The 15,552-nt window shown below is 70.0% G+C and carries 15 protein-coding genes; 6 read left to right on the top strand and 9 right to left on the bottom strand.

Features of this window, described 5'->3' with window-relative positions:
* The first annotated feature begins 3 nt into the window (after positions 1-3).
* The 3 genes from HS109_03685 to HS109_03675 are packed head-to-tail and all read left to right on the top strand — an operon-like array spanning position 4 to position 5,024.
* Complete coding sequence (locus tag HS109_03685; protein MBE7521471.1) at positions 4-1,713, top strand: Na/Pi cotransporter family protein; 1,710 nt, start codon at positions 4-6, stop codon at positions 1,711-1,713.
* 10 nt (positions 1,714-1,723) lie between these two features.
* Positions 1,724-2,575 carry an EamA family transporter gene (locus tag HS109_03680; GenBank protein ID MBE7521470.1) on the top strand — a complete coding sequence of 284 codons (852 nt, stop codon included), beginning with the start codon at positions 1,724-1,726 and terminating at the stop codon, positions 2,573-2,575.
* Positions 2,576-2,588: 13 nt separating this feature from the next.
* Positions 2,589-5,024: an FAD-dependent oxidoreductase gene (locus tag HS109_03675; GenBank protein MBE7521469.1), complete on the top strand. Its 2,436-nt coding sequence runs from the start codon at positions 2,589-2,591 to the stop codon at positions 5,022-5,024.
* A 63-nt stretch (positions 5,025-5,087) separates the two neighbouring features.
* Here the strand turns inward: HS109_03675 and HS109_03670 are convergent, their stop codons facing one another.
* Positions 5,088-5,654 carry a hypothetical protein gene (locus tag HS109_03670; GenBank protein ID MBE7521468.1) on the bottom strand — a complete coding sequence of 189 codons (567 nt, stop codon included), beginning with the start codon at positions 5,652-5,654 and terminating at the stop codon, positions 5,088-5,090.
* A gap of 143 nt (positions 5,655-5,797) precedes the next feature.
* On the opposite strand from HS109_03670, the gene HS109_03665 reads away from it, so the two are divergent.
* The 3 genes from HS109_03665 (at position 5,798) to HS109_03655 (ending at position 8,268) form a co-directional block, all read left to right on the top strand.
* Entirely contained in the window at positions 5,798-6,634 is an 837-nt protein-coding gene (locus HS109_03665) for a helix-turn-helix domain-containing protein (protein ID MBE7521467.1), read from the top strand.
* 100 nt (positions 6,635-6,734) lie between these two features.
* Positions 6,735-7,739, top strand: coding sequence for a hypothetical protein (locus tag HS109_03660; protein MBE7521466.1), 1,005 nt, complete (start codon positions 6,735-6,737; stop codon positions 7,737-7,739).
* Between the two features lie 82 nt (positions 7,740-7,821).
* On the top strand, positions 7,822-8,268 hold the full coding sequence (locus tag HS109_03655) for a c-type cytochrome (GenBank protein ID MBE7521465.1): 447 nt from the start codon (positions 7,822-7,824) through the stop codon (positions 8,266-8,268).
* Positions 8,269-8,371: 103 nt separating this feature from the next.
* On the opposite strand, the gene nagZ is transcribed toward HS109_03655, so the two are convergent.
* The 8 genes from nagZ to lepA form a co-directional block, all read right to left on the bottom strand.
* A complete protein-coding gene (nagZ, locus tag HS109_03650; protein MBE7521464.1) occupies positions 8,372-9,316 on the bottom strand; it encodes a beta-N-acetylhexosaminidase in 945 nt (314 codons plus the stop codon).
* A gap of 5 nt (positions 9,317-9,321) precedes the next feature.
* Positions 9,322-10,068: a pyridoxine 5'-phosphate synthase gene (locus tag HS109_03645; protein ID MBE7521463.1), complete on the bottom strand. Its 747-nt coding sequence runs from the start codon at positions 10,066-10,068 to the stop codon at positions 9,322-9,324.
* Positions 10,065-10,814 (bottom strand): DNA repair protein RecO, encoded by a 750-nt coding sequence (gene recO, locus HS109_03640; protein MBE7521462.1) that lies wholly within the window; start codon positions 10,812-10,814, stop codon positions 10,065-10,067. Before recO ends, HS109_03645 begins: the two co-directional genes overlap by 4 nt.
* A gap of 17 nt (positions 10,815-10,831) precedes the next feature.
* A complete protein-coding gene (gene era, locus HS109_03635; GenBank protein ID MBE7521461.1) occupies positions 10,832-11,728 on the bottom strand; it encodes a GTPase Era in 897 nt (298 codons plus the stop codon).
* Positions 11,729-11,732: 4 nt separating this feature from the next.
* Positions 11,733-12,425 (bottom strand): ribonuclease III, encoded by a 693-nt coding sequence (gene rnc / locus HS109_03630; protein ID MBE7521460.1) that lies wholly within the window; start codon positions 12,423-12,425, stop codon positions 11,733-11,735.
* A gap of 8 nt (positions 12,426-12,433) precedes the next feature.
* Entirely contained in the window at positions 12,434-12,796 is a 363-nt protein-coding gene (locus HS109_03625; protein ID MBE7521459.1) for a DUF4845 domain-containing protein, read from the bottom strand.
* An 11-nt stretch (positions 12,797-12,807) separates the two neighbouring features.
* Positions 12,808-13,635: a signal peptidase I gene (lepB, locus tag HS109_03620; GenBank protein MBE7521458.1), complete on the bottom strand. Its 828-nt coding sequence runs from the start codon at positions 13,633-13,635 to the stop codon at positions 12,808-12,810.
* 120 nt (positions 13,636-13,755) lie between these two features.
* Complete coding sequence (lepA, locus tag HS109_03615; GenBank protein ID MBE7521457.1) at positions 13,756-15,549, bottom strand: elongation factor 4; 1,794 nt, start codon at positions 15,547-15,549, stop codon at positions 13,756-13,758.
* Between the last annotated feature and the right edge of the window lie 3 nt (positions 15,550-15,552).

Here is a 15,552-nt window from a genome sequence, read left to right as displayed (position 1 = left end):
ACCATGCAGACACTCCTCAATCTCCTCGCCGGCGTCGCGCTGCTCGTCTGGGGCACGCACATCGTGCGCACCGGCATCCTGCGGCTGTACGGCGGGGACCTGCGGCGCATCCTGCGCAAGAGCGTCGCGCGGAACCGCATCGCGGCCTTCGCGGCCGGCGTCGGCGTCACCGGGCTGATCCAGAGCTCGACCGCCACCGCGCTGATCGTCGCCGCCTTCGCCGGCCAGGGCCTCGTGACGACGACGAGCGCCCTCGCGGTGATGCTCGGCGCCGACGTCGGCACGTCGATCGTGACCGCGGTCCTGTCGTTCGACCTCTCGTGGCTCGCACCGCTCCTCATCTTCTCCGGCGTGGTCCTGTTCCTCGCGCGGCAGTCGACCAACGCCGGCCGCTTCGGCCGCGTCCTGATCGGACTCGGCTTGATCCTCTTCGCGCTGCAGTGGATCCGCGTGGCCGCGCAGCCGATCGTCGACGCCGCCGGCGTCAAGGTGCTGTTCGCCTCGCTCACCGGCGACGTCCTCCTCGACGTGCTCGTCGCCGCGCTGGTGACCATCCTGTGCTATTCAAGCCTCGCGGTCGTGCTGCTCGTCGCGACGCTCGCGCACCTCGGGGTCATAAGCCCCGCGGTCGCGCTCGGCCTCGTGCTCGGCGCCAACCTCGGCAGCGGCGCGCTCGGCATGCTCTCGACGCTGAGTTCCCCTCCGGAGGCGCGCCGCGTCACGCTCGGCAACTTCCTGTTCAAGCTGATCGGTTGCGCGATCGCGATTCCGCTGGTGGATTCGATCCAGCGGTTGGTCGAGAGGATGGCCCTCAACCCCAGCCAGGAGGTCGTGGCCTTCCACGTCGTGTTCAACCTGGGCATCGCGCTCGCGTTCATCTTCTGGACCGAGAAGATCGCGCACGTCGCCGAGCGCCTGCTGCCGGCGAAGCCGATCGAGGACGACCCCTCGAAACCGCGGTTCCTCGACCCGTCGGCGCTGGAGACGCCGACGCTCGCGATCAGCAACGCGGCCCGAGAGGCGATCCGCATCGGCGATGTCGTCGAGCAGATGCTGACCGGGACGCTGACCGTGCTGAAGACCAACGACAGCGCGCTCGCCCGCCGCCTGCGCGACATGGACGACGTCGTGGACTCGCTCTATACCGCGATCAAGCTGTACCTGACCCAGATCTCCCGCGAGGCGCTCGAGGAGAAGGAGGGTCGCCGCTGGGCCGACATCGTCTCGCTGACGATCAACCTCGAGCAGGTCGGCGACATCATCGAACGCATCCTGTCCGACGTCGAGGAGAAGAAGATCGAGAAAGGCCGCAGCTTCTCCGAAGCCGGCATGGCCGAGATCTGCGACCTCCATGCCCGGCTCGTCTCCAACCTGCGCCTCGGCATGAGCGTGTTCCTGAACGGCGACCTCAAGAGCGCGCAGGAACTGCTCGCCCAGAAGGTGCTGTTCCGCGACCTCGAGCGCGCCTACGCCGACTCGCACCTCGGCCGCCTCGCCGGCAACACGGTCGAGAGCATCGAGACCTCCTCGCTCCACCTCGACCTCATCTCGGACATGAAGCGCATCAACTCGCACGTGTGCTCGATCGCCTACCCGATCCTCGAGCAGGCCGGCGTGCTCGCGCACACGCGGCTCAAGACCGCCGAACCGGACTCTGCGCCGGGCGGCCGCGGGCGGCGCTGGAACAACAAGAACAAGCCCACGACGGCGTGATCTCCGAGCGATGACGCCGGCGGACATCACGCTGCCGGTCACCCTCGCCGTGCTCGGCGCGGGCTTCCTGCACGCGCTGTGGAACGCGATGCTCAAGGCCTCCGGCGGCGATCCGCAGCTCGACATGGCGCTGATCGTGGCGGGCACCTGCGTCGTCGCTGCGGCGTGCCTGCCGTTCGTGCCTGCGCCCGCCGGGGCCGCATGGCCGTACATGGCCGCCTCGGCGATCGTCCATTTCGGCTACTACGTGACCCTCGCCGGCGCGTATCGGCGCGGCGACCTGTCGTTCGCCTATCCGCTGATGCGCGGCGTCGCGCCGCTCGTCGTCACGCTGCTCGGTATCCTGTTCCTGGGCGAGCATCCGAGCTCTTCGACGCTCACCGGCATCGTGCTGATCTCGCTCGGCATCCTGGTCATCGCGTGGTACGCGGGCGGCCGCCATACTGCCGCGTCCGCCGGCTGGGCGCTGGCGAATGCGGTCATCATCGCGATGTACACGCTGGTCGACGGCGCCGGTGCGCGGGCCTCGGGCAGCGCGGCCGGATACGTGGTCTGGCTCTGCTTCCTCGAGGGGTTCCCCTATCTCGGCTGGATCGCGGCCACCCGCGGCCGTGCGGCGCTCGCCTACCTCACGCCGCGCTGGCGCCGCGGCATCGCCGGCGGCGCCGCGAGCCTCGCCTCCTACGGCATCGCGCTGTGGGCGATGACGCGCGCGCCGGTGGCCGTCGTGGCGGCACTGCGCGAAGTGTCGGTGCTCTTCGCCGCGGCCATCGGCGCGATCGTGCTCAAGGAAGGATTCGGCTGGAAACGCATGGCCGGCGCGGCGGCGGTGGTCGCCGGCGTGGCCGCGCTGCGGCTGTGACGACGAGGAACCCGTGACTCCTTCTCTCCCCTCGCATGCGCGCGTCGTGGTCGTCGGCGGCGGCATCGCCGGATGTTCTACCGCCTACCACCTGACCAAACTCGGTTGGGGGGACGTCGTGCTGCTCGAACAGGGCAAGCTCACCTGCGGCACCACCTGGCACGCCGCGGGGCTCGTCGGCCAGTACCGCGCGACGCGCAACGCGACGCGCATGAGCCGCTACGGCATCGAGCTCTACTCGACGCTGGAGCAGGAGACCGGACTCGCCACCGGCTGGAAGCCCTGCGGTTCGCTCAACGTCGCGCGGACGCCGGAGCGCCTGAAACTCTTCCGCAGGCAGATGGCGCGCGCCAGGAGCTTCGGCATCGCCTTCGAATTCATCTCCCCTGCCGAAGCCGGCCGGATCGCGCCGATCCTGCGCACCGACGACCTCGCCGGCGCGGTGTGGATTCCCGGCGACGGCAAGGCGAACCCCACCGACCTCACGCAGTCGCTCGCGCGCGGGGCACGCATGGGCGGCGCCCGCATCGTCGAGGGCGCGCGCGTGACCGGCGTCAGGACGGAACGCGGCCGCGTCAAGGGTATCGACGTGTCCTGCGACGGAGCAACGGCGTCGATCGACTGCGAAGTGATCGTCAACTGCGCCGGCCAGTGGGCGCGAGCGTTCGGAGCGATGGCCGGCGTCGAGGTGCCGCTGTACGCCGCGGAGCACTTCTACATCGTCACCGAACCGGTGCCAGGCGTCACGCCGGACCTGCCGGTCATGCGCGACCCGGACGGCTACATCTACTACAAGGAGGAAGTCGGCGGCCTCGTGATGGGCGGATTCGAACCGGTCGCCAAGCCCTGGACGGTCGACCCGATCCCCGAGGGCTTCGAGTTTCGGCTGCTGCCCGAGGACTGGGACCACTTCGAGGTCCTGATGACGAACGCGATCCACCGCACCCCCTGCCTCGAGACGGCACAGGTGAAGCTCCTGCTGAACGGGCCGGAGAGTTTCACCGGCGACGGCAACTTCATCCTCGGTGAAGCGCCGTCGCTCGCCGGCTACTTCGTGTGCGCGGGGTTCAATTCCGCGGGCATCGCCAACTCCGGCGGCGCGGGAAAGCTCGTTGCCCAATGGATCGTCGACGGCGAGGCGCCGCTCGACCTGTGGGACGTCGACATCCGCCGCTTCGCGCCGTTCCACGCGAACCGCCGGCACCTCGCCGATCGCACCGTCGAGTCGCTGGGCCTGCACTACGCGATGCGCTGGCCGCGCGAGGAACTGCGGACCGTGCGGCCGCTGCGCCGCTCGCCGCTGTACGATCGCCTGGCGGCGAAGGGCGCCGCGTTCGGCAGCAAGCTCGGCTGGGAGCGCGCCAACTACTTCCTGCCGCCGGGCGCGAGCGAGCCTCCGCCCACGCTCGACACCCCGGAGTGGCTGCCGTGGGTGCTCGAGGAGCAGCGGGCCTGCCGCGAGGACGTGGTGGTGTTCGACCAGACCTCGTTCGCCAAGTTCGTGCTGAAGGGGCGCGACGCGCTCGCGGTGCTCCAGCGCCTGTGCGCGAACGAGATCGACGTCCCGCCCGGCCGCATGGTGTACACCGCGATGCTGAACGCGCGGGGCGGATTCGAAAGCGACCTCACGGTGCTGCGCGTCTCCGAGCGCGAGTTCTTCCTCCTCACCGGCTCCGCGCAGGCGACGCGCGACTTCTCGTGGATCGAGCGCCACATCGAGCCGGACGAGCACGCGTCGCTCGTCGACGTCACCGGCGCGTGGTCGGTGATCTCGGTGATGGGACCGAAGTCCCAGGCGCTGCTCGCCTCGCTCTCTCCGGATGCCCTCGGCAGGGACACCCTGCCCTTCTCGCAGGTCCGCACGGTCGACGTGGGGTACGCGCGGGTCCGCGCCGCGCGCATGAGCTACGTCGGCGGGCCGGGCTACGAGCTCTACGTGCCGGTCGAGCAGGCGCTGACCCTGTACGACACGCTCATCGACGCCGGAGGGCGGTTCGGACTGAAGGACGCCGGGTACTACACGATCGACGCGCTGCGGATCGAAGCCGGACGCCGCGCCTGGGGCGCCGAACTCTCGCCGGACGAGACGCCGTGGGAAGCCGGTCTGGACTTCGCCGTGAAACTCGACAAGGCCACGCCGTTCCTCGGACGCGACGCGCTCGTGCGGCAGCGCGAGACGGGCGTGCGCAAGCGGCTGGTCCAGTTCACGTTCGACGATCCCGCGGCCTTTCCGTGGGGCGGGGAGCCGCTGTTGATGGACGGACGCAACGTCGGCGAGCTGACGAGCGCCGGCTACAGCCGCAAATTCGGTCGCGCCGTCGCGCTGGCCTACGCGCGCTCCGAGGTCCCGCTCACCGACGAGGCGATCGCCGCGGCGCGCTACGTCGTGGACATCGCGGGCGTGGCGTTCGCGGTGACGCCGCGGCTCGGTCAGGCGGGCAAGGCCTGAGCTTCGCGCGTCCGCCGGTCCGTCAGCGTGCCGGATGTCCGACGGCTCGAGCCATGCGGCCGGTCATTTCAGGACCTTCTCGACCTTCCCGGTGTTCGCGTCGACGATGACGAGCGGCGGCGAGGTTCTCCCGTCCGCCTTGGTGAACTGGACGTTCCAGGTGGCGTGACGCGTGGACGGCGCGGCTGCGGTGCCGATCTGCACGAAGAAGCCGTCGGCGAGCGGCTTCGCGCCGTGCTCCTGCGCGATCGCGAAGAGCTTCGCGCCGTCGAGCACGAATCCCGCCTTCAGGTCGGGAAGCCTCCCGGCCGATCCGGGCTGCGCCCAGCAGTTGAGGCCTCCGCGAAAGGTGTTGATCGACACGTTGGCGTTGGCCGACGGCGAGAAGAACGTGACCGTCCAGGCCTCCGACGAACCGTCGGCCTCGAGCGGCCCGAGGATGGTGTTCGTGATGCGCGCGGGAACGACGTCGGCCTTCCAAGCCTTCGCGCGCCCTTCCGCCATCCGGTAGATCTCGTCCAGCTTCACGGCTGGCGCCGCGAGCGTCAGCGGCCGGCACGCCTCCTGGGCGTTCGCCGTCGCGCTCCAGGCGAGCGCGATCGCCAGCGTGATCGGCGCGGCACGATTCATGAACATCCTCGGCCTCCAGGCGGACGGGGCGAGCGCGTTACTCTACGCGAGTTGCGACCGCCCGTGACGGTTCCCCGCCGTCGAATGCGCGCGCTGCCCGGCGGGCGCGGCGCGCGCGGGTAGAATGCGGTCAGGACGCGCCGATGATCCAGCACCGCCCCTCGCCGCCCGCCCGCCGCGGACGAACGCCGTCGGAGACGTCGACCGGCGCGGCCCAGGTCCAGAGCCTCACCCGCGGGCTTTCGATTCTCGAGTGCCTCGCCCGCGCCGAAGGCGGGCTCACGCTGACCGACATCGCGCATCGCGTCACGCTGCCGCCGTCCACGACGCATCGGCTGCTGTCGACGCTCGAGCGCGGCGGCTACGTCTACCAGGCGGGCGACCTCGGGCTGTGGTACGTGGGGCTGCACGCGTTCACCGTGGGCTCGAGCTTCCTCGCGTCGCGCGACTGGGTGGCGCAGAGCCATCCGTACATGCGGAGGCTGATGGAGCAATCCGGCGAGACCGCGAACCTCGCGATCCTCGACGGCACCGAGGCCGTGTTCATCGACCAGGTGCAGTGCCGCGAGACGATGCGCACGATCGTGCGGCTCGGCAGCCGCGTGCCTCTGCACGCGTCCGGCGTCGGCAAGGCGATCTTCGCCGCGCTCCCCGACGAGCAGATCGAGGCGATCCTCAAGGTCAAGGGCCTGCAGCGCATCACCGAGAACACCATCACCGTGCCCGAGACGATGTGGGCGAGCCTGCGGGTGATCCGGCAGCGCGGGTTCTCGTTCGACGACGAGGAGCACCTGATCGGCACCCGCTGCGTCGCCTCGCCGATCTACGACGAGCACGCGGAGGCGCTGGGCGCGATCTCGCTCGCCGGACCGGTGTCGCGCCTGCCGGACGCGCGCATCCGGCACCTCGGTCCGGTCGTCGCGCACATCGCCGAGGACATCACCCGCACGCTGGGCGGCAAGTGGCCGCATCCGCATTGACCGCGTCGCAGCGTCCGCCGGCTCCGGGCGCGGCGAGCGGTGCATGATCGCCTGCCCGCGCTTCCGTCGCGCGGGCAGTGTCGCTGACGACCGTCACCCCATGCCGAAGGATGCGTCCGCCACAGCCGGCACCGGCTGGCTCGAAGCCGCCGGTTTCGTGTTCGCGATCGGGGCGCTCTCGCTCGTGTACGCCATCGGGCACCAGCAGGGATCCCACCCGGTCGCGTTCGTGCTCTACGCGATCCTGGGTTCGTCGCTCCTGATCCTCGCCGCGACCGGTCTCGGGGGCGACGTGATCGCCATCGCGCGGCACAAGATGAGCTGGCTCGCCGGCACGGCGATCATCCTGGTCGAGTTCTTCTACTTCCTCACCATCTCGTACGTGTCCCCGGCGCACGGCAATCTCGTGCTGCGCTTCGCCATCCCCATCGCGATGGTCGCCGGCTTCGTCCTGTTCGGCCGCCGTGCGACGCCGCTCGCCGCCGCCTCGACCGCCGTCGTGACGCTCGCCACGCTCTACGTCGTCGCGATCACCGATCCCGACGTACGCCTTCCGATGACCGCGACCGGGCTCGCCGGGAGCGTGGCGCTGGTCGTGCGCGGCTTCGCGGGGGAATTCCATCCGTGGAATCGTGCCGCGACGAACGTGCGCGAGAAACTTCGCGTCACCGGCATCCTGCTGCTGTTGGCCTCGATCCTGTGCCTCGCATTGGCATCGGTCACGGCGGTGGCGATCGCCGCGTGGGCGCTTCCGCCGCTGCGGTTCGTGCCGACCGGGGCGCAGATGCTGCACCTGCCGACGATCGTGCTCGGCGCCCTCGCGGGCGGCGGCGTCTTCGCGCTGATGAACGCGCTCAACTTCTCCGCCGTCGTGAAGATCACGACCGAGAACATCATGGCGGTCATGGCGCTGTCGCCGCTGACCGTGTGGCTGTTCCAGGAATTCGGCGTGGCGGCGGGCTGGATCGCGGTGACGCGTCCGGAACCCCGGCTCGTCGCCGCGATGGCGGTCATCGTCGCCTCGGTGCTGGTGATCGTGTTCGCCAGCCGCCGCGGCACGCCCGACTCCCGGAATGCCCACTCCCGCCGCCGGGCTCGCGTGTGATTTCGGTCGCGCTCCCGCCGGTATGCACCGGCGCCCGAGCGCGAGACAATGGCTGCGTACGGATTGGAGCCACGTCCTGCCCATGGTCGATGTCGCGCGCGCCTGCGCTCTCCTCGCGATCGCCTCCGCAGCCGGGTTCGCGCAGGCGCGGCCGCTCTCCGGCCAGGCGCCACCGCCCGATCCCGCGCTGCGCGCGCGAATCGCCGGAGCCGACGTCGCCGCCGGCGAGCGGACATTCGAGCGGCGTTGCGCGACCTGTCACGACATCGCCAGCGACGGCGCGCACTCGAAGGGGCCGCTATTGTGGAACGTCGTGGACCGCCGCGCCGGAGCGTCGCCCGGCTTCGCCTATTCGGACGCGATGCGCCGCTCGGGCCACCGGTGGACGCTCGAAGCGCTCGACTACTATCTCGCCGACACCGAGCGGGCGGTGCCGGGACGCTCGATGGACTTCACCGGTATCCTGGACGCGAAGTCGCGCGCGGACCTGATCGCCTACCTGCGCACGATGAGCGACGCGCCGCGCTAGCCGAGCGAGGCCGCGGGGCAGAGCTTCGTTTCGCGCGCACGAGGCGCTGCCCCGGCCCTCCCGCCCGCGCCCTCGCCCGCGACGTGCAGGCCGGACGCCGGATTCACCGGCGGACCATCCGCTCCCACCGCCGCGCGAGGTTCGGCTTCGCCGGCGGCCGCCAGCGTGACAACAGGTCATCCATCGCGCGAAAGTCGTTGCACAGGAGCGCGACGTCGCACCCTGCGGCGAGCGCGGCGTCGGCGCGCGCCACGATGTCTCCGGCGCCCCGCGCTCCGGCCATCTCGAGATCGTCCGAGAAAATCAGGCCGTCGAAGCCAAGCCGCTCCCGCAGGATCTGTTGCAGCCAGACGGCGGAAAAGCCGGCGGGCTGCGCGTCGACCTCCGGGTACACGACGTGCGCCGGCATGATGCCCTCGATCCCCGCCTTGACGAGCACGCCGAACGGAACGAGGTCCCCGTCCGCGATCGCGCGCATCGGCCGTTCGTCGACCGGGATCTCGTGGTGCGAATCGGCCGCGACGTGGCCGTGCCCGGGAAAGTGCTTGCCGACCGCGGCCATCCCGCGGGAGCCAAGGCCCCGGCACAGCGCCACGGCGAGGTAGGCGACCGCATTGGGGTTGCGGTGGAACGCCCGGTCGCCGATGACGCCCGAGGCGCCCCAGTCGAGGTCGAGCACCGGCGTGAACGCGAAGTCGACGCCGTGCGCTCCGAGTTCGGAGGCGATCGTGGCGCCCAGGGCCTCGGCCTCGCGGGCCGCGCGCTTCACGTCGGCGTCGAAGGACTCGCCGAGCGTACGCATCGGCGGAATCGCGGTGAAGCCCGCGCGGAAACGCTGGACGCGCCCGCCCTCGTGGTCCACCGCGATCGGCAGCGCGGGGGCGCGCAGCGCGCGGATCGTGCCGATCAGCGCCTTCAACTGCGCCGGCTCCGCGTAGTTCCGGGTGAACAGGATCACGCCACCGACGAGCGGATGGGCGAGGCGCTCGCGATCGCCGGGGGTGAGTTCGAGCGCCTCCACGCCGAGCATCGCCGGTCCGCGCGGCATGCCGGTCATGCGGCGCCCTCGCGGATCAGGCGCTTCATCTCGCGGACCGCTTCGCGCATGCCGACGAACACCGCGCGCGACACGATCGCGTGGCCGATGTGGAGTTCGCGCACCCCCGGCAGCGCAGCGACCGGCTGCACGTTGAAGTAGTTGAGCGCGTGACCGGCGTTGAACCGCATGCCGGCGGCGCGGATCGCCTCGCCCGCCGTGCGGATCTTCGCGAGTTCGGCCACCACGGCGCGACTCTCGGCATCGCGCCCCTTCACGTGGAACGCGTCGGCGTAGGGACCGGTGTGGATCTCGCACACGCGCGCGCCGATCGCCGCCGCGGCCTCCACCTGCCGCAACTCGGCGTCGATGAACACGCTCGTGTTGATGCCGGCGTCCGCGAGCCGCAAAACCGCGTCGGCGAGCGCGGCGCGCCGCCCCGCGACGTCGAGCCCCCCCTCGGTGGTGATCTCCTGCCGCCCTTCGGGGACGAGCATCGCCATCTCGGGCTTCACACGGCAGGCGATCGCGACCATCTCGGGCGTCGCCGCCATCTCGAGATTGAGCTTGATGTGCGTGAGTTCGCGCAACCGCCGCACGTCCTCGTCCTGGATGTGCCGGCGGTCCTCGCGCAGGTGCACGGTGATGCCGTCGGCGCCCCCCAGATGCGCCTCGACCGCGGCCCACACCGGATCGGGCTCGTAGGTACGCCGCGCCTGGCGAATCGTGGCGACGTGGTCGATGTTGACCCCCAGTTCGATCATTCCGGTCCTTCCTCGTCGAGCGCCTGCAGGTCGCGCACCACCTTGCGGCTCATGATCGTGCGCGACTCGAGATGATGGTCGATGACTTCGCGCATGAGCCGCTTCGCCTCGACGGCGGTGGCGGCATCGTCGAAACGGCCCGAAGCGAGCGCGACGAGCGTTGCCCCGCGCACGAGCGGCCAGCGCACCCCCGGCGGCGGCTGGCGCCGCTGCGCGCCCTTGTCGAACGCGTAATGGTAACGCGCGCCGGGATCGATCGCCGCGCCGCTGTCGGCCTCGACCGCGAGTTCGAGCGCGTAGCCGAGTTCCGCGAGCAGCCCGACCTCGAAGCGGCGCAGGACCGGCGCCTGCGCGTCGCCCCGCGCGAGCGACGCGAGCGCAGAACGGTACGCGTCGAAGAGCCGCGGATGCGGATCCTCCCGCGGCAGGAGCTTGATCAGGAGTTCGTTCAGGTAGAAGCCGCACAGGAGCGAGGAGCCGGACAGGAGCGGCAGACCGCCGCGCCATTCGGCACGCAGCAGGGTCTTCAGGTCGCCCGCGCCGGACCACGAGATACTCACCGGCTGGAACGCCTGGAGCACGCCGTGAAGTTCGGATCGCGGTCGCTTCGCGCCGCGCGCGACCATCGCGACGCGACCGTCCTCGCGCGTCAACGCCTCCACCAGCAGGCTCGTCTCCTTGTACGGCCAGCGGTGCAGCACGAACCCCTCGCGGTCATCGCGCCGGTCGATCTCGCGGCGAGGCATCGCGTCGGGACGAGCGGTCAGTAGCCCAGGCGCGCGAGCGTGGCGTCGCTGCTCGCCCAGCCCTTCTTCACACGCACCCACACCTCCAGGTGCACGCGCCCGCCGAAGAGGCGCAGCATCGACTTGCGGGCCTCGGTCGCGATGGTCTTCATCGTCGCGCCGCCCTCGCCCAGGAGGATCGCCCGCTGGCCGGGCTTGTCGACCCATACGACGGCGTGGATGCGGCGCGCGTCGCCTTCGTGCTCGAACGACTCGATCCCGACCGTCGTCGCGTAGGGCACCTCGTCGCCCAGGCGCCGGAAGATCTGCTCGCGCAGGTACTCGGCGGCGAGGAAGCGCTCGTCCCGGTCGGTGAGTTCGTCGGGGCCGTAGAGCGCCGGACCGGGGGGCAGCAGCTTCACGATCTCGGCCTCGAGGAGCGCGAGCGCGGTGCCGCGTTCGGCGGAAATCGGCACGATCGCCGCGAACTCGCGCATCGCCGCGACCTCCGCGATCCGGGGCAGCAACGCCGTCTTGTCCGCGATCGCGTCGACCTTGTTCAGCGCCGCGATGACGGGCTTGCCTTCGGGAACCAGGGCGAGCACGCCGCGATCGGGTTCGGCGATGCGCGCGCCGTCGACCACCCACACCACCGCATCGACGTCGGCGAGCGCCTCTCGCACCGCGCGATTCAGGCGCGTGTTGAGCGGTGAGGCGTGCCTCGTCTGGAAGCCGGGCGTGTCGACGAACACGATCTGCGCCTGTGGCCGGCTGACGATGCCGTTGATTCGGTGGCGCGTCGTCTGCGGCTTGCGCGACGTGATGCTGATCCGCTCGCCGACCAACGCGTTGAGCAGCGTCGACTTGCCGACCGACGGCCGGCCCACGATCGCGACGTGTCCGCAGCGATGCCCCGACGGCGCGGCGAAGGTCATGGCGTCACGCGGACCGGCCGCGAGCGTCGGTGCCGGGCGCAGCGACCTCCGACCACGCGCGGCTCGCGGCGTCCTGCTCGGCCGCGCGACGGCTCGATCCCGCGCCGCCCGCGGAGATACCGAGCGAGGGGATCCTGCATTCGACCGCGAACTGCTGCGCATGCGCTTCACCGTGAACCCCGACGACCGCGTACTCGGGGACCGGCAGCCGGCGCGCCTGCAGCCACTCCTGCAGGCGGGTCTTCGGATCCTTGTGCAGCGTGGTGGGATTCGCGTTGGCGAGTTCCTCGCCGTAGGCCGCGATGATCACCCGGCGCGCGGCCTCGAAGCCGGCGTCGACGAACACGGCGCCGAACACCGCTTCGAGCGCATCGGCCAGGATCGATCCGCGCTTCGCCCCGCCGCTCTTCAACTCCCCCTCGCCCAGGCGCACGTCGTCGCCGAGTTCGAGGCGTCGGGCGATACGGGCGAGCGTCTCGCCATTGACGAGGCTCGCGCGCGCGCGAGAGAGGTCGCCTTCGTCGGTTCCCGGGAAACGTTCGTAGAGCGCGAGCGCGACGACGCAGTTCAGAACCGCGTCGCCCACGAACTCGAGCCGTTCGTTGTGGCGCGCGCCGTGGCTGCGGTGGGTCAGCGCCTGGGCGAGCAGCTCCGGCCGGCCGAAAGCGTGTCCCAGGCGGACGGACGCGTCGGCCATGCGCGGCGCTAGCGCTGGACCGAGACGTCGAAGTCGAGCAGCAGGCTCACGTTGCCGACCAGGTGGAGTTCGCGCTGCCACGCGACGGTCGCCGTGATGACGTTGCCTTCCTTGACGACGTTGAGATCCGCGGAGGTGACCGAGTCGATGTAGTCGGCCGCGACGTACTTGTCGAACGACTTCTTGATGACCGGCAGCGTCGGGTCCGGCGCGTCGCGCAGCGCCTTCTCGACGGCGGAGCGTACCGTGAAGTACTCGATGTAGGCGGGCACCACCCGGAAACCGATCGCCGCGACGATCACGATCACCGTCGCGACGAACAGGAACGCGATCATCGACAACCCGCGCTGCGAGCCTGCCTTGCCCCTCATGTCGCCTCCCCTCACCGGATGCCGCTCCCGACCCGCTTGAACGCGAGGCTCGAGATGTCGTCCCAGTTGAACCAGATGAAGAACGCGCGGCCGCGAATGTGGTCGTCCGGCACGAAGCCCCAGTAGCGGCTGTCGTCGGAGAAATCGCGGTTGTCGCCCATCATGAAATAGTGCCCCGGCGGCACTTTGCAGGTGAAGCCCTGGCTATTGTATTCGCAGTGCTCCCGCCCGGGGAACGACCGGACGTTCTGCGGGTAGATCGACGGCGCCTGCGGGCTCACCGAGATGGTGTAGGCGTGCTCCTCGTTCCCGGCGTCGGCACGCTCGATGAACCGGTCGGTCGTCTCGAACCGCAGTCCCTCGAGCCAGCTGTAGGTGCCGTCGGGCGAGCGCGGCAGCGGCTTGCCGTTCACCGTCAGCGACTTGTCGCGGTACTCGACCACGTCCCCCGGCAGGCCGACCACCCGCTTGATGAAATCCTGCGACGGGTTGACCGGATAGCGGAACACGACCACGTCGCCGCGCCTGGGATTTCCGGTCGGAATCACCTTCTGCTCGACGATCGGCAGCCGGATCCCGTAGGCGAACTTGTTCACCAGGATGAAATCGCCGACCTCGAGCGTGGGGCGCATCGACGACGACGGGATCTTGAACGGTTCCGCGACGAAGCTCCGCAGCAGGAACACCACGAGCAGCACCGGGAAGAAGCTCACCGGGTACTCGATCCAGGCCGGCGCGGGAACGTCGGGCGCACGGCGGCGTGCGAGCACGAAACGGTCGAACGCCCAGACGACTCCGGTCGCGAGCGTGAGGAGGAAGAGGATCAGCGCGAAGTTCATCGTGGAAGGCGGTCCTGCCGCGGCAAGGGTTCGGGCGGGCGGGCGGATTCTCTCATGGCGCCCTCGCGAAGGGCGCGCCGCCGGTATCCGGGGATGCGGTTTCCGTCGCCTCGAACCGCGTCACTTCTCGCCCACCTTCAGGATCGCCAGGAACGCTTCCTGCGGGATCTCGACGCTGCCGACGGCCTTCATCCGCTTCTTGCCGGCCTTCTGCTTCTCGAGCAGCTTGCGCTTGCGCGTGATGTCGCCGCCGTAGCATTTCGCCAGCACGTCCTTGCGCATCGCCTTGACCGACTCGCGGGCGATGATCTGCGCGCCGATCGCCGCCTGGATCGCCACGTCGAACATCTGTCGGGGAATGAGACCGCGCATCTTGTGCACCACCTCGCGGCCGCGGAACTGCGCGACCGCACGGTGCACCATCACCGACAGCGCGTCGACGCGGTCGCCGTTGATCAGGATGTCGAGCTTCACGACGTCCGCCGCGCGGAACTCGAGGAACTCGTAGTCCATCGACGCGTAGCCGCGCGACACGCTCTTCAGCCGGTCGAAGAAATCCATGACCACCTCGGCGAGCGGCAGTTCGTAGTGGATCACGACCTGCCGCCCCCGGTACTGCATGTCCTTCTGCACGCCGCGCTTCTCGGTGCACAGCGTCAGCACCGGGCCGACGTACTCCTGCGGCACGAGGATCGTGACGGCGATGACCGGCTCGCGGATCTCCTCGACGCGCGAGAGGTCGGGGAGCTTCGACGGGTTGTCGATCTCGGCGAGGGTCCCGTCGCGCAGGAGCACTTCGTAGATCACCGAGGGCGCCGTGGTGATCAGGTCCATGTCGTACTCGCGCTCGAGCCGCTCCTGGACGATGTCCATGTGCAGGAGCCCGAGGAAGCCGCAGCGGAAACCGAAGCCCAGCGCCTGCGACACCTCCGGCTCGAAGTGGAGCGACGCGTCGTTCAGCTTCAGCTTGGTGAGCGCCTCGCGCAGCGCCTCGTACTGGTTCGACTCGACCGGATAGAGACCCGCGAACACCTGCGGCTTCACCTCCTTGAACCCGGGGAGCGGCGCGCCCGCCGGACGCTGCGCGTGCGTGATGGTGTCGCCGACCTTCGCCTCGGCGAGCTCCTTGACTCCGGCGACGATGAATCCGACCTCGCCCGCCGAAAGCGATTCGCGCGCCACCGATTTCGGCGTGAACACGCCGACCTGCTCGCAGAGGTGCACCGCGCCCTTCGCCATCAAGAGCACCTTGTCCCGCGGACGAAGCACGCCGTTGACGACCCGCACCAGCATGACGACACCGACGTAATTGTCGAACCACGCGTCGATCACCAGCGCCTGCAGCGGCGCGTCGTCGTCGCCCGAGGGCGGCGGCACGCGCGCGATCACCGCCTCCAGGATGTCGTCGATGCCGAGACCGGTCTTCGCGGAAGCGCGGATCGCGTCGGTCGCCCCGATCCCGATGATGTCCTCGATCTCCTCGATCACACGCTCGGGTTCCGCCGACGGGAGATCGATCTTGTTGAGGACCGGAATCACCTCCACGCCCTGCTCGATCGCCGTGTAGCAGTTGGCGACGGTCTGCGCCTCCACGCCCTGAGAGGCGTCGACGACGAGGAGCGCGCCCTCGCAGGCCGCGAGCGAACGCGACACCTCGTAGGCGAAGTCGACGTGGCCCGGCGTATCGATGAGGTTCAGGCGGTAGGCGACCCCGTCGCGGCCGGTGTAGGCGAGCGCGGCGGTCTGCGCCTTGATCGTGATGCCGCGCTCGCGCTCGAGATCCATCGAGTCGAGCACCTGCTCGGACATCTCGCGGTCGGCGAGGCCTCCGCAGCGCTGGATGAAGCGGTCCGCCAGCGTCGACTTGCCATGGTCGATGTGCGCGATGATCGAAAAGTTGCGGATGGGTTTCAAGGG

It is taken from the genome of Burkholderiales bacterium, from assembly GCA_015075645.1.
In the GTDB taxonomy this organism is placed as follows: domain Bacteria; phylum Pseudomonadota; class Gammaproteobacteria; order Burkholderiales; family Casimicrobiaceae; genus VBCG01.
Note: the sequence above shows the minus strand (reverse complement) of the source record. Positions and strands in the feature narration are given on the sequence as shown.